At 66.9% G+C, this 19,961-nt stretch carries 15 protein-coding genes; 10 read left to right on the forward strand and 5 right to left on the reverse strand.

The genetic code is table 11. From position 1 onward, the window contains the following. Positions 1-51: 51 nt before the first annotated feature. Positions 52-1,053: a transcriptional regulator FtrA gene (ftrA, locus tag PEM_RS06990; RefSeq protein ID WP_111129052.1), complete on the reverse strand. Its 1,002-nt coding sequence runs from the start codon at positions 1,051-1,053 to the stop codon at positions 52-54. A gap of 338 nt (positions 1,054-1,391) precedes the next feature. Between ftrA and PEM_RS06995 the strand changes: the two genes are divergently transcribed. The 9 genes from PEM_RS06995 to PEM_RS07035 all read left to right on the forward strand — a co-directional run bounded on the left by PEM_RS06995 (position 1,392) and on the right by PEM_RS07035 (position 12,048). Then, the gene (locus PEM_RS06995; protein WP_111129050.1) at positions 1,392-3,968 is read left to right on the forward strand and encodes a TonB-dependent receptor; all 2,577 of its coding nucleotides are present in this window, start codon (positions 1,392-1,394) and stop codon (positions 3,966-3,968) included. Between the two features lie 117 nt (positions 3,969-4,085). Then, positions 4,086-4,667 carry an FMN reductase gene (gene msuE / locus PEM_RS07000; RefSeq protein ID WP_111129048.1) on the forward strand — a complete coding sequence of 194 codons (582 nt, stop codon included), beginning with the start codon at positions 4,086-4,088 and terminating at the stop codon, positions 4,665-4,667. 157 nt (positions 4,668-4,824) lie between these two features. Continuing rightward, positions 4,825-5,187: a DUF3088 family protein gene (locus PEM_RS07005; protein ID WP_010484654.1), complete on the forward strand. Its 363-nt coding sequence runs from the start codon at positions 4,825-4,827 to the stop codon at positions 5,185-5,187. Between the two features lie 14 nt (positions 5,188-5,201). Next, a complete protein-coding gene (locus PEM_RS07010; RefSeq protein WP_111129046.1) occupies positions 5,202-6,179 on the forward strand; it encodes an MsnO8 family LLM class oxidoreductase in 978 nt (325 codons plus the stop codon). 19 nt (positions 6,180-6,198) lie between these two features. Continuing rightward, on the forward strand, positions 6,199-7,542 hold the full coding sequence (locus PEM_RS07015) for an LLM class flavin-dependent oxidoreductase (protein ID WP_119706082.1): 1,344 nt from the start codon (positions 6,199-6,201) through the stop codon (positions 7,540-7,542). Between the two features lie 4 nt (positions 7,543-7,546). Beyond that, positions 7,547-8,767 carry a M20 aminoacylase family protein gene (locus PEM_RS07020; protein WP_111129042.1) on the forward strand — a complete coding sequence of 407 codons (1,221 nt, stop codon included), beginning with the start codon at positions 7,547-7,549 and terminating at the stop codon, positions 8,765-8,767. Beyond that, a complete protein-coding gene (locus PEM_RS07025; protein ID WP_111129040.1) occupies positions 8,764-9,315 on the forward strand; it encodes a GNAT family N-acetyltransferase in 552 nt (183 codons plus the stop codon). Before PEM_RS07020 ends, PEM_RS07025 begins: the two co-directional genes overlap by 4 nt. Then, entirely contained in the window at positions 9,312-11,054 is a 1,743-nt protein-coding gene (locus PEM_RS20555; protein ID WP_111129039.1) for an amino acid ABC transporter permease/ATP-binding protein, read from the forward strand. The genes PEM_RS07025 and PEM_RS20555 overlap by 4 nt, the downstream gene beginning before the upstream one ends. A 16-nt stretch (positions 11,055-11,070) precedes the next feature. Then, the gene (locus PEM_RS07035) at positions 11,071-12,048 is read left to right on the forward strand and encodes an ABC transporter substrate-binding protein (protein WP_069139936.1); all 978 of its coding nucleotides are present in this window, start codon (positions 11,071-11,073) and stop codon (positions 12,046-12,048) included. A gap of 59 nt (positions 12,049-12,107) precedes the next feature. Here the strand turns inward: PEM_RS07035 and PEM_RS07040 are convergent, their stop codons facing one another. Both PEM_RS07040 and PEM_RS07045 read right to left on the reverse strand, forming a co-directional pair. Next, a complete protein-coding gene (locus tag PEM_RS07040; protein ID WP_111129037.1) occupies positions 12,108-15,227 on the reverse strand; it encodes a discoidin domain-containing protein in 3,120 nt (1,039 codons plus the stop codon). Positions 15,228-15,391: 164 nt separating this feature from the next. After that, positions 15,392-16,468 carry an MBL fold metallo-hydrolase gene (locus PEM_RS07045; protein ID WP_111129035.1) on the reverse strand — a complete coding sequence of 359 codons (1,077 nt, stop codon included), beginning with the start codon at positions 16,466-16,468 and terminating at the stop codon, positions 15,392-15,394. A gap of 104 nt (positions 16,469-16,572) precedes the next feature. Here PEM_RS07045 and PEM_RS07050 point away from each other — a divergent pair, with 104 nt between their 5' ends. Then, positions 16,573-17,184, forward strand: coding sequence for a TetR/AcrR family transcriptional regulator (locus PEM_RS07050; RefSeq protein WP_005416287.1), 612 nt, complete (start codon positions 16,573-16,575; stop codon positions 17,182-17,184). Here the strand turns inward: PEM_RS07050 and PEM_RS07055 are convergent. Both PEM_RS07055 and PEM_RS07060 read right to left on the reverse strand, forming a co-directional pair. Then, on the reverse strand, positions 17,181-19,127 hold the full coding sequence (locus PEM_RS07055) for a GGDEF domain-containing phosphodiesterase (protein ID WP_111129033.1): 1,947 nt from the start codon (positions 19,125-19,127) through the stop codon (positions 17,181-17,183). The genes PEM_RS07050 and PEM_RS07055 overlap by 4 nt on opposite strands. Positions 19,128-19,223: 96 nt before the next feature. Then, on the reverse strand, positions 19,224-19,940 hold the full coding sequence (locus PEM_RS07060; protein WP_111129031.1) for an SDR family NAD(P)-dependent oxidoreductase: 717 nt from the start codon (positions 19,938-19,940) through the stop codon (positions 19,224-19,226). Positions 19,941-19,961 lie beyond the last annotated feature (21 nt).

Raw genomic sequence — 19,961 nt, forward strand, 5'->3', positions numbered from 1 at the left:
ATAGCCTGCCGTGAGCCTTTCCTCACGCATCATCGGGAGTGATGCGTTGGATCAGCAGCCCACCAACCGATCCGCGCCAATTCCGCCGCGATGCTGGCTGCGGTATTGGGTAGGACTGGCGTCCACCTGGCCGCGGAAGTGCCGGCGGAACGACTCCTGCGAACCAAAGCCGGCCTGCTCGGCAATCCACTGCAGCGGCCGGTCGGTGGTTTCCAGCAGCTCGCGGGCGAATGCCACGCGCTCGCGGATCAGCCAGTCGATGGGTGACAGGCCGGTGGCTTCCAGGAACTGCCGCTGCAGCGTGCGCTGGCTGAGCGCGGCCTGCTCGGCAAGACTGCCCAGCGAGTGCGGCTCGCGCAGGTTGCGGCGCATCCATTCCATCAGTTTTGCCAGACGCGAGGGCTCGCCATTGGGAATGGCCCGGCTGACACGCTGGCTGCGTTCGGCATCACGCCATGGCGCCAGCACCAGCCGTTCGGCCACCAGGTTGGCCACGCGTGCGCCGTAATCCTTGCGCACCATGTGCAGCATCATGTCCATGCCGGTGGCCGAGCCGGCCGAGGTGATGACGTTGCCGGTATCGACGTACAGCACGTCTTCGCGCACATCGATGCGTGGAAAGTCGCGTGCCAGCGCTTCGGTGAGGCGCCAGTGGGTGGTGGCCGGGCGGCCATCGAGCAGCCCGGCCCAGGCCAGCACGAAGGCGCCAGAGCAGATCGAGGCGATGCGTGCGCCACGGGCGTGGGCGCGGATGAGTGCATCGAGCAGTGCCTGCGGCGGGCGTTCGCTGGGTTCGCGCCATCCGGGAATGACGATGATGTCGGCGTCATCAACAGTGCTGAGATCGTAGGGCAGCTGCACCTGTACATTGCCGAGCATGCGCAGTGCGCCGGGTTCACCCGCGCACAGCTGGGTGCGGTACCAGGCCACGCCCAGTTCTGGCCGCACCGGTGCGAACAGGCCAACCGCACAACCGAACTCGAACAGCCCCTGGCCGTGGCAGGCGACGATGGTGACGAGCGGCGCGGTGGGATCGGCGGGTGGGCTGGGCATGGTTTGATGCTACGGGTGGAGATGCGTGGCGTTGCGTGGTGCGCGGGCATGAGGTGATGCCTGCCAGGCATATGGAGCGGTCGCTCCCCTCTTGTAGAGCCGAGCCCACGCTCGGCTCAATACCGGCAGGGGGGATGCATCTGACGCCGTCGCGTAGAGCAGCCGAGCGTGGGCTCGGCTCTACAGACAGCAGTGCACCGGCAATGCCGCCTAACTTCATTACCAGCGGTCATGTGGGTGGCCGGATATGACGGTTGGGTGACGTGATCCCGCCTGTCGCACCAGGTGAACAGGCCCTTGAATGGAAGCGTGTTTCCGGCCCACTCCCACGAGTCCCCATGCCTGCCGCCCACGCCCCTGTGCTGAACACTCTCGCCGTCCTGATCGCCAGCGTTCTGGCTGCAACGCCTGGCCATGCGGCTGACGCCGATGCAGATCCTGCTGCCACCGCCGCGACGGCCAACGTGGCAGCGTCCACACTGGATGCGGTGGTCGTTACCGGGTCGCGCACCAGCACGCGCACGGTGAAAAACAGCTCCACGCCGATCGATGTGATCTCTGCGGAAGACCTCACCGCCACCGGCCAGGCCAACCTGCTCGAAGCGCTGCAGCGTGCGCTGCCCTCGCTCAGCCAGATTGGCGGCTACCAGAGCGACCAGGAAAGCCTGATCCGTGGCTACCAGCTGCGTAATCTCTCGCCGGGCTACACGCTGGTGCTGGTGAACGGCAAGCGCCGCAATGCCAGTGCCTATGTGAGCGGGGCCAACGGCGGCGGTTTCCCCGGCCATGCCTGGGCAGACCTGGCGTTGATTCCAGTCTCGGCGATCGACCACGTGGAAGTGCTGCGCGATGGTGCGTCGGCCATCTATGGCTCGGACGCGATCACCGGCGTGGTCAACGTGATCCTGAAATCGCAGGCGCACGGTGGCGAGCTCGCCGTGGAAAGCGGGCAGAGCATTGATGGCGATGGCTCGCGCACCAGCCTGCGTGCCAACGTGGGCCTGCCGTGGGGCGCCGATGGCTTCGTCAACCTGTCGGGCGAAACCACGCGGCAGCACCACGCGATCCGTACCCGCCGCTACATCGATGGCTATCTGAGCTATCCGGCGGTGGATGCCAACGGCAACCTAGTCGCACTGCGTCCGAACAACCGGCTGCCGGCCGGTGCATCGCCGAACCCGGCCGAGGCCGACCGCGATGCCGAGGCCAACACCATCCTCAGCTCGCCGTCGTATGCGCTGAAGGCCTTCGCGGTGAACGTGGGCCATGGCCTGGGCGAAAGCGCGCAGTTCTACGCTAACGCTACGGCCAGTGACCGCACCGCGCAGGCGATCCAGAACTTCCGTCTGCCGGCGACCATCTTCACCACTTACAAGGCTCCAGGCGTGCTGAGCGTGTTTCCCGATGGCTTCCTGCCGGTGCTGGAAACCAAGGAGAAGCAGCACACCGGCACCGCGGGCGTGAAAGGCCAGATCGCAGGCTGGGACTACGACGCCAGCCTGACCGGCAACCGCAGCACGGTGCGCACCTATACGCGCAACTCGGTGAACTACTCGCTGCCATACCCCGGTTCGCCTACCGACTTCTACGACGGCAAGCTGGACTACCAGCAGGGTATCGCCAACCTCGACCTGCGCCGTGGCTTCGAGGTGGCTGCGTTCGCCTCGCCGCTGGAAGTGAGCGCAGGTGCCGAGTACCAGCACGAACAGTACGAACGTGGGGCGGGGCAGTGGGAGTCGTATACCGGCTTTGGTGCTGCGGCCTTCGTCGGCTATTCCACTGCGGACGCGGTGAAGGCTACCCGCAACAGCAAGGCGGTCTATGTGGGCGCGGCCACCAACATCACCTCGCGCTGGTATCTGGATGCGGCCGCGCGCTGGGAAGATCACTCCGACTTCGGCAGTGTCTCCACCGGCCGCCTGACCACGCGCTTCGACTTCACCGACGCGCTGGGCGTGCGTGCCACGGTCAGCAACGGTTTCCACGCGCCCAGCCTGGGCGCGCAGTACTACCAGGCCACCGGCAGCTGCCCGTGCGGCACCACGCTGGTGGCGCAGGTGTCTTCGCCGGCGGCGGTTGCGCTGGGTGCGACGCCGCTGAAGCCCGAGAAAGCCACCAACTACAGCCTGGGCGTGACCTGGGACCCGAGCCCGGCGTTCCACCTGGCCGTGGATGCCTACCAGATCGACATCCGTGGCCAGCTCGGCCAGTCCAGCCAGATCGGCTACAACGCGCAGGATCCAGCGCGCATCACCGACAACAGCGGCACGGTGCTGACTGCGGCGCAGAAGAACACCATCGATGCGCTGCTGGGTTCGGCCGGCATCAGCATCCTGCCGGGTGATGCGTTCTATGCCAGCTACTTCACCAACGTGGGCAATACCCGCACACGCGGTGTCGAGCTGACCCTGGAAGCGAACCAGGAAACGGCGTGGGGCAAGCTGCGCTGGAGCTACGCGGCCAACGTCGGCCGCACCACGATCCGGAAGATCAGTGATATTCCGCCGGCGCTGCAGGGGCTGCCCAACATCAACCTGTTGACCAAGTCCAGCGAGTACGCGCTGCGCTTCCGCACGCCCAGCTACACCCAGGTGGCGGGCTTGGGCTGGCAGAACGGGCGCTGGCGCTCGAATGTCGACTTGACCTACTACGGCCCGATCAAGCGCCTGAACAACGGCGTGGAATACAGGCAGCCGCCGGTGCTGGTGACCAACCTTTCAGGTGCGGTGGAGCTGGGTGCGGGCTGGAGCGCGGCGCTGGGCGTCAACAACGTGTTCGACAAGCGCACGCGCAAGGTGCTGGCGTACGCGCGCAGTGCCACCGATGTGGCGAGCATCGAGACGACGTGGGATTCGGGCGACGTGCTGAGCCGGATCGGGGCGTTCTGGTACGGGCGGATCAATTACCGGTTCTGATGTGGAGCAGCCGAGCATGGCTCGGCTCTACAAAAGGCAACAGCAGCCGAGCATGGCTCGGCTCTACAGAACGCGAAAGGCGGCCGGCGGTAGTCCGGCATCATCGAGGAGCAGCTCATGTCTTCTGCATTGAGGGTGGTTGCAGTGGTAGGGTCACCGACCAGCTCGGCGACGTCGCGCACGTTGCTGCTGGTGCGGCACCTGTTGGCGTCGTTGCAGCAGCGGGTATACGCCAGTGTGGAGGTGGTGGAGCTGGCGCCGATCGCGCGCTCGCTGGGGCAGTCGTTGTCGCGCGATGAGGCGGAGCCTGCGGTGGAGCAGGCGCTGCAGACGATCGAGGCGGCCGAACTGCTGGTGGTGGCCGCGCCGGTGTATCGGGGGTCGTATCCGGGGCTGTTCAAGCACCTGGTCGACTTCATCGGGCTGGAGGCGCTGGTGGATACACCGGTGCTGCTGGCGGCGACCGGTGGCAGCGAGCGCCATGCACTGGTGATCGACCATCAGTTGCGGCCGTTGTTCAGTTTCCTGCAGGCGCACACGCTGCCGATCGGGGTGTATGCCACGCCTGCCGACTTTGATGGCGAGCACGTCAGCAGCGCGGCCCTGCAGGCGCGTATCGCGCTGGCGACCGAGCGTGCGGCCGGGCATCTGGCTACGCAGGCGCCGGCAGCACCTGCGCCGCTGCGACGCATTGCCTGACGGCATAACCGGCGGCGTTTTGCTTATGGCCAAGGCGCATCTGCGTGGCCGGATCTGACCGCCGATTGTCGCCTGGTATCGCCACCGCAAGCACCGGCATCCCTAGCATCGAAATCCAAGCGGCATCGCATTGCCGGCCCCCGATGAGGACGACCCCGTGAGTCTGGACGCAACCGACAAGCCCATCCTGTTCCTGCTCGACCGTGAGTTCGAGGACGGACAGATTCCCGGCCAGCGCTTCTTCTGTCGGCACAGCCTGCTGCTGGAAGGGGCGCTGTCGAGCATCGACGGCCTGGACGCGCAGCTGGACGTGCGCCGCATCGGCTTCGCGCGGCCGCGCCGCGAGGTGATCGCCGAGATCGGCGAGCAGGACCAGTCGCTGCCCAAGCTGGTGTTGCCGCAGGGCGTGCACAGCGAGCTGGCCAGTGGCGCGCACCAGAACCGCCAGTACATCTCCGGCGCCGAGCCGATCCTGGCCGCGCTGAACGGCTTGCTCGGCATCCCCGTGGCCCATCCCTGAGCGAGGACGCGACGATGAGCTATCAGATCAGCGTGTTGGACAAGAGCCCGGTGGCCGAGGGCGCCTCGCCGGAACAGGCGCTGCGCAACAGCCTGCAGTTGGCGCAGCGTGCCGAGCAGCTGGGCTATCACCGGTACTGGTTTGCCGAGCATCATGCCGCGCCGGCGCTTGCCAGCCCGGCGCCGGAAGTGCTGGCCGCCTGGGTGCTGGCGCAGACCCGTCGCATCCGCATCGGCAGTGGCGGGGTGATGCTGCGCCACTATGCGCCGTACAAGGTGGCCGAGAGCTTCAACCTGCTGGCGGCGTTGGCGCCAGGGCGCGTGGATCTGGGCGTGGGCAAGGCACCGGGCGGCCTGCCAGCGTCGACTGCCGCGCTGGCGGCCGGGCGCCCGGCGTTCGCCGACTTCGACCAGCAACTGCGCGACCTTGAGGGCTATCTGTCCGGCGCCGAAGCCGATGTGCTGGCGCGGCCGATTCCGCAGCAGGCGCCGGAGCGCTTCCTGCTCGGTGCCAGCCCGCAGAGTGCGCAGCAGGCGGCCGAGCTCGGCTGGCGCTTCGTGTATGCCGCGCACTTTGATGGCGACCCGAAACACATCGAGGCCGCGTTCGACGCCTACCGCGGTGTCTCGACGCAACCGCCGTTGCTGGCCACGGTGGCCTTCGCCGCGCCGACTGCCGAAGCAGCCGCACGCCATATCGGCGCGCTGCGCGTCTACAAGCTGCATCTTGGCCCGGGGCAGACGGTGAACCTGCCCAGCCCCGAGGCGGCTGCCGAGTATGCACGCCAGGTAGGCGTGGCGGACTTCCGCATCGAGGAAACACGGCCAAGCGTGCTGTCCGGCGATGCGCAACAGGTACGCGGCGAACTGGATGCGCTGCACCGACGCTTCGGCGTGGGTGAATTCATCCTCGACGCGCCGGTGGCCGACTTCGACGCACGCCTGACATCCCTTGAACTGCTGTCGCCCGCGCCGCGCGCGGCGGTGGCCTGACCTGCAGGAGCGATCCCCAATGAGCACGACCCCGCGCCACATTCCGTTCGGCATCATGCTGCAGGGCCCCGGCAGCCACATGCATGCCTGGAAGCATCCGTCCAATCCGGCTGATGCCAGCGTCAACCTGCAGTTCTACATCGACATCGCGCGCACGGCCGAGGACAACGGCATCGCCTTCGGCTTCGTGGCCGACGGCCTGTACATCAACGAGAAGTCGATCCCGCATTTCCTCAACCGCTTCGAGCCGATCTCGCTGCTGTCGGCGCTGGCCACGGCAACGAAGAAGATCGGCCTGGCGGGTACGCTGTCGACGTCCTACAGCGATCCGTTCACCGTGGCCCGCCAGTTCGCCTCGCTGGATCTGCTCAGCGGCGGCCGCGCCGGCTGGAACGTGGTGACCTCGCCGTTGGAGGGTTCGGGCCGCAACTATGGCCGGCCACACCCGGAACATGCGCTGCGCTACCAGATCGCCGATGAGTACCTGGACGTCGTGCAGGGGCTGTGGGATTCGTGGGACGACGACGCCTTCGTGCGCGAGCGCGACAGCGGTACGTTCTTCGCGTCGGGAAAGTTCCGCCGCCTCGACCACAAGGGCCGCTTCTTCCAGGTGGAAGGGCCGCTCAACATCCAGCGTTCGCCACAGGGCCAGCCGGTAATCTTCCAGGCCGGTTCGTCTAACGATGGCATCGCGCTGGCCGGCAAGTACGCCGACGCGGTGTTCACCCACTCGCCGTCGCTGGAGGAAACCCGCGCGTTCACCCAGAAGGTGAAGAATTCGGCGATCGCCCACGGCCGCAGCGGCAATGACGTGAAGATCTTTCCGGGCATCGGCCCCATCGTCGGCCGTATTGCCGAGGAGGCTGAAGCCAAGTACCAGGCGATTGCCGCACTGGCAACGCTGGAGGATGCACTGGCGTACCTGGGGCGCTTCTTCGATCACCACGATTTCAGCCAGTACGACCCGGATGCACCGTTCCCGGAGCTGGGTGACATCGGCAGCAATTCGTTCCGTTCCACCACCGACCGCATCAAGCAGGATGCGCGTGAGAAGGGCCTGAGCCTGCGCCAGGTGGCACTGGAAGCAGTGAGCCCACGGCCGAACTTCATCGGCACACCGGAGCATGTGGCCGATGAGCTGATCCGCTGGTTCGATGCCGGTGCCAGCGATGGCTTCATTCTCGGCTTCGCCGCGCAGCGCGAGGGCCTGGACGATTTCGTGACCCAGGTGCTGCCGATCCTGCAGGCGCGCGGCTACCACCAGCGCGAGCTGGAAGGACAGACCCTGCGCGAGCATCTGGGCCTGCCGTACAAGGCCAGCCGCTATTCGACCGACGCCGAGCCGGCGCGGAAGGCGGGGTAGGGCGATGAGCGGAGAGAACTCGGTAGCGCCGGGCCATGCCCGGCTGGATTCCGCGTCCATCGGCGTGCTGCCGGAAATTGCAGCACGCGCCGAGGCCACAATCGCGATCCGCCATGACCTGCACCAGCACCCGGAGCTCGCCTTCGAGGAGCACCGCACCAGCGCCCGCGTGGCCGAGCTGCTGCAGCAATGGGGCTATGAGGTGACCACCGGCCTCGGTGGCACCGGCGTGGTCGGCACGCTGCAGCGCGGGCAGGGCAGCCGTCGCCTCGGCCTGCGCGCCGACATCGACGCACTGCCGATCCATGAGGACTCCGGCCTGGCCTATGCCAGCCAGACCGAGGGCCTGATGCATGCCTGCGGTCATGATGGCCACACCGCCATCCTGCTGTCCGCCGCGCACTACCTGGCCCATCACGGTGATATCGACGGCACCCTGCAGCTGGTGTTCCAGCCGGCCGAGGAAACCGGTTCGGGTGCGTCGAAGATGATTGCCGATGGCCTGTTCGAGCGCTTCCCGGTGGATGCGATCTATGGGCTGCACAACTGGCCGGGCGTGCCGGTGGGCCACTTCGGTTTCGTCGATGGCCCGGCGATGGCGTCGGTGGATTGGGCACGGCTGAAGGTGATCGGCAAGGGTGGCCATGGCGCCGAGCCACAGGGCAGCGTCGATCCGATCCTGGTGGCGGCGCACATCATCACCGCACTGCAGAGCGTGGTGTCGCGCAATGTCGATCCGCGGCAGATGGGCGTGGTCACCGTCGGTTCGATCCACGGCGGGCAGGCCGCCAACGTGATTCCGGACGTGGTCGAGCTGAAGCTGACCGTGCGCGCCTATCTACCGGAGGTGCGCGATACCCTGCGGCGCCGCGTCACCGAACTTGCAGAGCAGACTGCCGCCGCGTTTGGTGCACGCGCGGAGATCGAATTCCCGCGCGGCTTCCCCAGTGTGATCAACCATCCGCAGCAGACCGCCTACATCCGCGAGGTGGCCGTGCAGGGCTTCGGCGCCGGACAGGTGGTGACCGACTTCGCACCGCGCACGGCCAGCGAGGATTTCGCGTTCCTGCTTCAGGCGCGGCCGGGCAGTTTCGTGTTCGTCGGCAACGGTGACAGTGCACCGCTGCACAGCCCGCGCTATGTGTTCAACGACGCGGCCATTGCCCCCGCCGCCAGCCTGTGGGCGCGACTGGCCGAAGATTACCTGGTGAAGGACGCGACATGAGCCACGACGAACGCTTCCTCTATACCTCGGTCGATGACCCGCTGGCGCGGCCGTTGTTCGACGGCCTGGAGCAGGAATACGACAGTCGCTACGCCGATGTGCGTCGACGCATCGGCGGCAGCGCTCGCGAGGAGCTGCAGCGCTATCCGGCGCAGGCCTTCGCGGCGCCGGTAGGGGCCTTCGTACTGTTGCTGCGCGACGGTGTGGCGATCTCTGGCGGCGCCTTCATGCCGCACCGCGATCCAGACACCGCCGAATTCAAGCGCATCTGGACGCTGCCGGGGTTGCGACGCCAGGGCATCGCGCGGCGCGTGCTGCAGGAACTGGAAGAACAGGCGGCACGCCAAGGCTATCGGCGTGTGTTCCTGACCACCGGCTTCCGCCAGCCCGAAGCTGTCGGCCTGTACCTCAGCCATGGCTACACCGCGTTGTTCGATCTGGATGCCGACCCGGAAACCGTTGCGCATCTGCCGTTCGAAAAGCACCTGCGGGCGACGACGCCTGTCGTTACCGCTGCACAGGCACTGCTGCACGGAGTCCGCGCATGAGCACACCGTCGACCGCGCTGGAGGGCATCGCCGCTCGTCCGGCGCCCGGACCGGCACTGAAGATCGTGCCGGCCCGGCATCCGCTGCAGGTGTTCGGCACGGTGCTGGCGCTGGCGCTGATCCTGATCGGGCTGCAGTCCGTGCTGGGCAATCCGCGCTGGGGCTGGGGCACTTTTGCCGAGTGGTTCTTCGCACGCCCGGTGCTGGAAGGCCTGGGTCGCACGCTGCTGCTGACCGCGCTCGGTACCGGCCTCGGCTTCGCACTGGGCACCTTGCTTGCGTTGGCCCGCGTCTCCGGTTCGCCGCTGCTGTCAGCGGTGTCGTGGGGCTATGTGTGGTTGTTCCGTTCGATCCCGTTGCTGGTGCTGTTGTTGTTGCTGAACAACCTGGGCTACCTGTACAGCACCATCGAACTGGGCGTGCCGTTCACCGGCACCAGCCTGTTCTCGTACCCGACCACGCAGCTGATCGGTGTGTTCACCGCCGCGGTGCTGGGCCTGACCCTGAACCAGGCCGCGTTCTCGGCCGAGGTGATCCGCGGTGGTATCCTCTCGGTCGACCACGGCCAGTTCGAGGCCGCGGCCGCGCTCGGCCTGCCGCGCGGTCGCCAGGTGCGCCGCATCATCCTGCCGCAGGCGATGCGTTCGATCCTGCCGGCGGCGTTCAACGATGTGATCGGCCTGGCCAAGAGCACCTCGGTGGTCTACGTGCTGGCGCTGCCGGAGCTGTTCTACACCGTGCAGGTGATCTATCGGCGCAACCTGGAAGTGGTGCCGCTGCTGATGGTGGCCACGGTCTGGTACCTGGTGATCCTGACCGTGTTGTCGCTGCTGCAGCGGCGCGTGGAGCAGCGCTTCGCGCGCGGCCAACTGCAGCGCGAGCGCTCGGCATCGCGCGTGTCATCGCCGCGCGTGCAGAGTGATGCCGCACCGCGCGTGGTCAACCGCCCGCGCATCGCCGCGCAGGTGGATGCCGGCGAGGGCGCGGCGGTGTCGCTGCACGGCGTAGGCAAGGTGTTTGGCGACCAGCCGGTGCTGGAGGATGTGAACCTGGACCTGCGCGCCGGCAGCGTGACGGTGCTGATCGGCCCATCGGGCGCCGGCAAGTCCACGCTGCTGCGGCTGATCAACCACCTGGAGCGTGCCGACAGCGGCTACGTGACCGTCGGCGGCCAGTTGATCGGCTACCGCCGTTACGGTGACACACTGTACGAACTGCCCGAGCGTGAGATCCGCCGTCGGCGTGCCGAGGTGGGCATGGTGTTCCAGGGCTTCAACCTGTTCCCGCACCTGACCGCGCTGGAGAACATCATCGAGGCACCGATCGCGGTGCGTGGCGTGCCACGTGCGCAGGCCGAACAACAGGCGCGCACGCTGCTGGAGCGGGTCGGCCTGGCCGACAGGGCCGATGCCTTCCCGCGCCAGCTGTCCGGTGGCCAGCAGCAGCGCATCGCGATTGCCCGCGCACTGGCGCTGCAGCCGAAGGTGCTGCTGTTCGACGAACCCACGTCGGCGCTGGATCCGGAACTGGTGGCCGAGGTGCTGAGCGTGATCGAAGAACTGGCCCGTTCCGGTACCACGCTGGTGATCGTCACCCATGAGCTGAGCTTCGCCCGCCGCGTGGCCGACCACGTGGTGATGATGGACCAGGGCCGGGTGATCGAGCAGGGTACGCCCGACGCCGTGTTCGAGCAGCCGCGCCAGCAACGCACGGCCGATTTCCTGGCCAAGACCCTGTAACCCCGGAAGGAGCACCATGAGTCGTGCAGCATCGCGTCGTCCCTCGCGCAGCACCCTGTTGATCGTGGCGGTGCTGGTCATCGGCATTGCCGGTATCGTCTACTCGCGCGTGCGCCAGGCACCGGATGCAGGCACCGTGGCAGCGACCAGCCTGGCCGGCGCGAACACGGCCGTCCTGAAGGGCACCTTCGACCCGAAGGCGAAGGCGTTGATCCCCGCCGGTTATCAGTTCGTCACCCCTGGGGCGTTTACCGTGGCCACCCATCCGGGGCAGCTGCCGCTGGCCGACTACGGCGCCGACAGCAAGGACGTGGTCGGCATCGAGCCGGACATCGCGCGGCTGATCGCCGATGCGTTGGGCCTGAAGCTGGTGATCGTGCCGGTCGCGTGGGCGGACTGGCCGCTGGGGCTGGAATCGGGCAAGTACGATGCGGTGCTGTCGAACGTGACGGTGACCGAAGAGCGCAAGAAGAAGTTCGACTTCTCCAGCTACCGCTACGATCTTCTGGGCATCTACACGCGCAGCGACGGGCCCATCCAGAAGATCGAAAAGCCCGCTGATGTGGCCGGGCTGAAGGTGGTGGTGGGTGCCAGCACCAACCAGGACCAGATCCTGCGGCAGTGGGACCGGCAGAACATTGCGGCCGGGCTGAAGCCGGTGGAGTACCAGTACTTCGACGACGCCGTGGTCGGCCGCTTGGCGGTGATCACTGGCCGCGCCGATGTCTCGTTCGAGCCCAATGCCACCGGCGCCTACTCGGCACGCGATGGCAAGGTGCGGCGCGTGGGCCTGTTCCCCGGTGGCTGGCCGAACGCTGCGGCGATCTCCGTGACCACGCGCAAGGGCAGCGGCCTGGCCGATGCGGTGACGCAGGCGTTGAACACCCAGATCGGCAGCGGCACCTATGCGCAGGCATTGGCGCGCTGGAACCTGGCCGAGGAGGCGGTGCCGCAATCGCAGACCAATCCGCCGGGGTTGCCGACGCTGCAATGACACCGGGCGTGGCCCGGCGCTACCGCTGCTTCTGTAAAGCCGAGCCATGCTCGGCTGCTCTACCAACGCGCCTCCAGCGTTCTGAATGGTCTTGCCAGGCGCACGCCCTCCGCATCGAACGCGGTAACGTCGCGCCCATCCACACGCACGGTCTTCGGCATCGTCCGCGCCGGCCACCAGACCTTCACCGCCGTCCCACTGCGCAACCCCTTGCCCAGCGTGACCGTCAGCATGCCGTCGCGTTGCCGTGCCTGCATCTGCAACGTGCCATACGCGGTGGGCAGGCGTTCCACCGCCAATCCATCGCCCGCCACCCACGAGGGGGGCGTGCCCGGCAGCAATGACAACGCATCATCGTCTTCGCGCATCAGCATGCCGAACAGCGTGCGGCCGTACTCGGCACCAATCCAGGTATGCGGCATGTCGCCCAGGTAGCGAGGAAAGCGCAGGCGTGAGTGCACGACCTCGGCCAGCACCTGCCACTGAAGCGGGCGCCGATCATGCAGCAGTCCCTGCAGCAGCTCATCAGCAACCTGCGGTTGGCCCAGGTGCACATAGCTCAGCACGTTGCGGATCTCATACGGCGTATAGGCGTACAGCGCATCGGGCTGGCTGCGCTTGCGCACATCCTCCAGATAACGCGCGAAGGTGGTCCGCAGTGCCTCGGCGGGCAGCACGCTCTGCGCACCGGTCGGGTCCAGTGCGATCGAAACGCCGGTGGGATCGCCATCGCCCAGGTCGGCCGAGGAGGGAATGAAGTCGATGCCCTTCCACGCCATCGTCGCCCGGATCGAGGCATGCAGTGCGTCGTAGAGCAGCTTGTATTGTTCGCGCGCCCAGGCTGCGGTCTCGTGGTCGCCCAGCGATTCGGCCAGCCAGGCACCGTCGTGCCAGCCCTTCAGGCCCCAATAGTCGTCCCAATAGCTGTGGGTGGGCGACGGGTAGCCCTCATGGCTGATCGACGGCGCAAGAATGCCCGCGAACCGTTCCGGCGAAGGCTGGTCAGCCTTGTAGCCGGGCACCAGCGTGCGCTCGCGCAGCTCCTGCAGGAAGCGCAGCGCCGCTTTCACCTTCGGCAGATAGCCACGCACAGACTCGGGGCCGCCATCCAGGCGCGCGACATCGGCCACCAGCGCGACGTACTGGCCCTGACTGTCGTACTCGATGTCTGATCCAAAGCCGGTGTTGACGCTACCATCGTCGTTGAGGATCGGTGAGACCAGGCCGTTGGGATGCACCCCGTGCTCGCTGTACCAGGCCAGGTAGTCGCGCGCCACGCGGGCTTCCCCCATGCGCAGCAGCACCGCCGAGGTGGCCATGCCGTCGCGGATGAAGGAACGGTTGTAGTTGCGCGGGCCGGGCTGCATGGCTGGACCGGTCTGGTTGATCAGCATGTAGGCGGCCTGCGCGCGCAGCATGTCCACCAGCGACGGATCGGGCAGGCGCAGGCCGACCTGGCCCAGCCGTGCCTGCCAGTCCGCAGACGCCTGCGTGGCCAGTGAATCAAGCGCCGCATTGGCATCGTGGGGCAGCGTGGCCAGATCCAGCGCAGGCGCTTCGGGCAGCACGCCATTGGCATCGGCGGCGGCGGTGCCCAACGGGAACGCGACCACGACGGCATCACTGGTTCCCGGCGCCAACGAGACGCGGTAGTTCAATGCAGCCGAGGCAAGCCCCTGATCATCACGCACCTGTTGCGTGGAAGGCAGCTGGCCGGCAGCGAGGGTCGCGGTGATCTCCGTTGCGCCATCCTTGCCGAATGGCGCCGCACCCGACGCAGCCACCGGCGTGAGCGACTGCAGCAGCGTGCGGCCATTGACGCGCACGGATTGCCTATCGATGGCCACCTCGCGGATCGGGGACAGCCCGCCGTTCTGCCACGGCGGATTCATCTGCATCGGGCGCACCACCAGGCTGAGCGTGCCATCGATCCGGGTGCTGCCGGTGTTGTGCAGGCGATGCCGCAGGAAGGTCACCGGCTGGCCATCGCGCTCGATGGCGAATACTTCACTGCGCAGCTGCAGGCCGGGTTGCGGTGACCAGGTGGCAGAGGGCATCGGCTTCCAGCCGTCGCGCAGGGCATGCTGCATTGCCTGCCCGGCGGCACCTGCGGCACGCCCGTCAGCGCTACGCCAGATCGGCTGCACCAGTGGCGCGCCCTTGAAGGCTTCCAGGTTGCCGTACTCGTCGAAGATCGATTTCTGTCGTCCTGCATGCACACCCACGGCCGTGCAGTAGGTCTGCTGCATCTGCAGCGAGGCCGGGAACAACGCGCGCTGGGCGCCGCTGGCAACGATCTGATACTGCTTCATCGGCGTCATCACGGCTTTCGGACCGAGCAGGCGCAGGCGTGCGATCCGTGGCGCAGCGCCGTCCACGCTCAGGCGGAAAGCACGCAATGGTTGTGCTGCAGTGGCGGCCAGCCAGCTTTGCCGGTGACTGGCCGCCTGTGCATCGTGTGCGAGGTCCTGCCAACGGCCCTGTGCATCCTGCGCCTGTAGTCGGGCGGCGCCTCGTGCGCCATCGGCCCAGTCGACCACCAGGCCAGCCGTTGATTGGGCCTGCGGCAGCGTGATCTCGAACGTATGGGATCCATTTGCCCCGGCCGGCATCGCGACGGTGCCGGCGCCTTGCCAGAGCGCCGCTGCCTGCGTTGCATCGATACCGCTGATGCGTGCGCTGAGCGTGCTGTCCAGCGGCTCCATCTCGAAGATCGACACGCCCCAATCGGAAGTGCGCTGCGGGCTGGCCAGCCGCAGGTAGCGCGCCTGGCGCGGCGCGAAGTACAGCGTTTCCACATCGCCCAGCGAATCGGCCATCGTGTACGCGGTCTGCCACTGCCTGCCATCCATTGAGGTCTGCAGTGAATAGCCTTCCGGGTTCGATACGTCCCAGGTGAGGCGTGCGCCGGCCAGCAGGGTGGGCGCGCCCAGGTCGATCTGGAACCAGTGGCCCGGACTGAACGCGCCGCCGGTAACGGTCTTCGGGTTGCCGTCGATCAGGTGGCTGATCGCCATCGCCGGCACCTGCTGCGAGGAACTGCTGGCCTGCCATTGGCTGCGCGGGGGGAGGGTCTGTGCCTGTGCGCTGGAGGCAAGAGCGGCCAACAGCAGGGCCGCGGCAGGGCGCAATGGGAAGAACGGTGTGGAAACCTTGTAGCGTTCGGCGCGCAACGTCATTACGGACAGCCTCGCAGGTTCGACCGGAATCGGGCGAGCGCTACGCTAGCAAGGGATGTAATCGGTTACATGACGCACTGCAGCGGCGCAGACCGTTTCTGTGGTCGACGCAGCCGAGCAGGGCTCGGCTCTACATGGTTCCCGGCAGGTCAAGCGCCCGCCTGTTACAGCTCCACCGTCTCCCACCAGCGCGTACCTGCCTGCGGCGCCTGCATGTCCAGTGCTTCGCCCATCATCGGCGTAGCCACTGCAACATTGTTTGCAGCGGCCAGCGCGGTGATGCGTTCGAATGGCTGCTGCCATGCGTGCAGGGCCAGGTCGAAGGTGCCGTTGTGGATCGGCAGCAGCCACTTGCCGCGCAGGTCCAGGTGCGCCTGCAGGGTCTGTTCCGGCTGCATGTGCACGAATGCCCAGCGTGGATCATAGGCGCCGGTCTCGATCATGGTCAGGTCGAACGGACCGTATTTCTCGCCGATGGCCTTGAAGCCGTCGAAGTAGCCGGTGTCGCCGCTGAAGAAAATGCGGAAGTCACCGTCCTGGATCACCCATGAAGCCCACAGGCTGCGGTCGCTGTCACCCAGCCCGCGGCCGGAGAAGTGCTGGCCCGGGGTCGCGGTCAGGCGCAGGCCGTTGGCTTCGGTGGATTGCCACCAGTCCAGCTGCTCGACCTTGCGCGCATCCACCCCCCACGCGATCAGCTGGTCGCCGACGCCGAGCGGTGCAATGAAGCGCGCGGTCTTGCCGGCCAGCTGCATGACCGCAGCATGGTCCAGGTGGTCATAGTGGTTGTGCGAGAGGATCACACCGGCGATCGGCGGCAGCGCGTCGATGCTGATCGGCGGTGCATGGAAGCGTGCGGGCCCCATCCACTGCACCGGCGAGGCGCGCTCGGAAAACACCGGATCGGTCAGCCAGTACTGGCCACGCAGCTTCAGCAGGATCGTGGAGTGCCCCAGCCGGAACAGGCTGCGATCCGGTGCGGCGTCCAGCGTGGCGCGGTCCAGCGGCTTCACCGGAATCGGGTTCGCGGGCACGGTGCCCTTGGGCTTGTTGAACAGGAATGTCCACCAGATCTCCGCGCCGTCGCGCAGGCCCATCGCCGGACGGGGCAGGGCATTGCGGAACTTGCCATCACGGTACTGCGGCGAATCGGGGAAGTCGGGAAGGGACCAGGATTTGCAGAAGGTGTAGGCGGTCACGGCGAGGATTCCGAGCAGGAGGACAAGGAGCAGGCGCTTCATGGGTGACGTCCGCTGGGTACACTGCACAGTGTAGTTTCGTGTTTTTCAAAAGTACACTGTCGAGTGTAAAATGGAGGCATCCGTTCAGTTATCCGGTTCCCGCCATGTCCCGTCCCCCGCAACGCCTGACCGACCGCAAACGTGACGCCATCGTGCGCGCGGCGGTGGAGGAGTTCCGTGCATCGGGCTATGAGGCGACCAGCATGGACCGCATCGCCGAGGCGGCGGGGGTCTCCAAGCGCACCGTCTACAACCATTTCCCGAGCAAGGAAGCGCTGTTCTCGATGATCCTGGAGGAGCTGTGGGAGCGCAGCGTGGCCAGCGACGCACTGCCATACCGCGCCGACCAGCCGCTGCAGACGCAGTTGCTGCAGTTGCTGGGCCAGAAGCTGGACCTGCTCAGCGATGGGAATTTCATCGATCTGGCGCGGGTCGCGATGGCCGAGATCATCCATTCACCGGAGCGCGCGCAGGCCATCGTCTGCCGCATGGGTGAAAAGGAAAGCGGCGAGAGTGCCTGGATCCGCGCAGCAATTGCCGATGGCCGTCTGCGCGAGGTGGACCCGGACTTTGCCGGCCACCAGTTGCACGGGCTGGTGAAGAGCTTCGCGTTCTGGCCGCAGGTCACGATGGGGCAGCCACCGTTGACCGCGCAGGAACGTGCGCGCGTGGCCGAATCGGCGGTGGCGATGTTCCTGGGGTTCTACGCGGTCTAGCTGGCTGCGAAGCGACGGAACTCGTCGGCTGGCAGTGCCGCCGAGTACAGGTAGCCCTGGCCGACATCCACCCCGAGTGCGCGCAGCTTCTGTTCCTGGGCGAGGGTCTCGGTACCCTCGGCCACCACGATCGCGCCGCAGCGGTGCGCGACCTCGACGATGAAGCGAACGATCGACTGTGACTTGGCGTCGGACAGCGTGGCGATCAGTGCCTGCTCGATCTTGACCTCGGCGATGGCCAGCTGCGAAAGCAGGATCAGGGTTGAATAGCCGGCGCCGAAATCATCCAGCGACAGGGTGACCCCGGCTGCCAGCAGCTGTGCGATGTTGGCATCGACCACGTCGCGCTCGACGATTTCGGTCCATTCGACGATCTCCAGGCGCAGCATCGCACCGGGGATGTCATGCAGCTGCAGCAGCTCCTGCAGGCGCAGGCCGAAGTCGGGCAGGCGCAGCGATTCGGCTGAAACATTGACTGCAATGGTCAGCGCCGCGCCGTCCCGCCGGCAGTGCTGCAGGAAGTGCACCGCCGACCGCAGCGTGGCCCATTCCAGGTCTGCCAGCCGCCCCTGCCGGCGCAGCAGCGAGATCACCCGCATCGGGGCAATCGGCCGGCCTTCGCCGTCGCGCATGCGCAGCAGTGCTTCGGCGCCGACCATTTGGCGGTCCTGCAGACGATGCTTGGGTTGGTAGCACAGCGGCGCATTGCCCTGCTGCAGCCAGTGCTCAAGCGCAGCCTCGATCAGGGCGTCGATCTCGCTGTCGCGCTGGATCGGGTCATCGAAGAACACCACGCCCGACTCGATCGCGCTCAGTGCCACGGTGATGGCGCGGAACGGAAGATGTCCTTCATCGGCATCAGCAGGGGGCTTCAATTCAACCACTGCACAGCGGAACAGCGGCCGGAAGCCCGGCCAATCGCGGCCGACCCGATCGGCCAGGTTGCTGGCCAGCTCGGTGATCTGCGGTTGCGTGCGCAGTGTGGACAAGGTCAGGCCGCGCACCAGGATCGCCAGCGCGGCATCGCCGAACTGGTAGATCTCCAGCTGCGCAGCCGGCAGCGACGGCAGCAACCGATGCACCTCCTCGGTGCTGTCGCGCTGCCACAGGCCGTTGTCCTGCAACGGCCCGTAGCGCAGGCGCAGATCGCGCAGGTTGCCCATCTCGGCCACGATCAGGCAGGCCTTGCCGGTGCCGTCGTTATCCCGCCAGTACTGTTGCAGGCGTTCACCGAGCGCACGCATGTTGGGCAGCCCGCTGATCGGATCGATGCGGAGCCAGGCCTGTTCGCGCTGGCGTTGCGCATCGATCTGGGCATCGTTGTAGACCAGCGCGAACACAGCGCCGAGCACGAGCAGCGAGACCGGCAGTGCCAGCACGCGCTGGATCGCCAGCTCGGCCACCGGCAGTTGATCGGCGCCAATGATCGCCACACCCAGCGCCAAACCCAGAGCGGTTACCCCGATACGCACGCCCCAGGCCTGCAGGATCATGCGCGGCGAGAGCTCGTTGAGCATGCGCGGGTACAGGTGCCTGCGCAGCCAGACGCCGGCCACCATCTGCAACACGGCCTCAAGGCTGGCAGGCAGGAAGAACGGGATACCGGCGAACTGGTAGCGGGCCAGCAGGGCGGCGGTCAGGCAGGCCAAGCCCCCGCGCCATCCGCCCAGCAGGCCACTGACCAGCAGGATGTCGAAGCCGAGGTGCAGCTTGACCACACCCTGGGAATAACGGGCCACGAACCAGGAATTGAACAGGTAGATCAGGCCCAGCGCTACGCCGACATACAGGCGACGGCCTTCAATGGCGTGCCCGGCGCGACGGGTGGCGATCAGCAGCACGCCGATCATGCCGATCACTGCCGTGGCCTGCAGCAGATACAGCGGCAGGCTGGGCAGGGCGCTGTCCAGGATCTGGGTCGAGACCCGTGAAAGCGCATCCATAGCAGGTTCCCGCCTGTGACCGACGGCCAGTGACGAGCAGGGTAAACCACGACCGCGCGCGCGGCCACTGAGCGTGCTCTGCGGCGGCCGGCAAGGTCAGTAGCGCGGGTCGGCGATGGCGGGCAGCACCAGTTCGCGCACGAAGCCGGAGGATGACAGCTGCAACAGGGCGCTTACCATGGCCACGACATCGTGGACCGGCACCTGCTCACCGTCGCCGCGCGCTGCGGCCTCGGCCACCGGCACCGACAAGGCGTCGTCGGTGTTGAGGTAGCCCAACTGCAGGCTGGTCACCGCCAGCCGGCGATCGCGGAAGCCTTCGCGCAGCGCATCGGCGATGCCGTTGAGGGCGAACTTCGAGGCGCCGAACGCCACTTCCGGGCGGCCACTGCGAGGCAGGGCCGAGGTCGAACCGGTCAGCACCAGCTGCGGGCGCGCTGCGCCCAGTACGCGGGGCAGCAGGCGTTGCAGCAGTAAAAGGGTCGCGGTGATGTTGACGTCGACCAGCGTCGTGAGTGCAGCATCGCTTTCATCGAGGAAGGCGTACTCGTCGCTGAAGGCCTTGTCTTCCCAGATACCCAGGTTGTGGATCAGCACATCGATATCGGCCGGTGCCTGCGCTGCGATGTGGTCGGCAGCCACGGTCGGCCGGGACAGGTCTGCTTCGATCCATTGCAGGGTGACGCCGTCAGCGCAGGCGATGCCGCACGGGCGGTTGCGCGAGACACCAATCACAGTGTCACCCGTGGCACAGAGGCCTTCCACGAACGCGCGGCCCAGGCCCTTGCTGGCGCCGATGACCATCAATTTCATGTTGCTTCCTCGTTGTACTGC

It is taken from the genome of Stenotrophomonas sp. Pemsol, from assembly GCF_003586545.1.
GTDB classification, from domain to species: Bacteria; Pseudomonadota; Gammaproteobacteria; order Xanthomonadales; family Xanthomonadaceae; genus Stenotrophomonas; species Stenotrophomonas sepilia.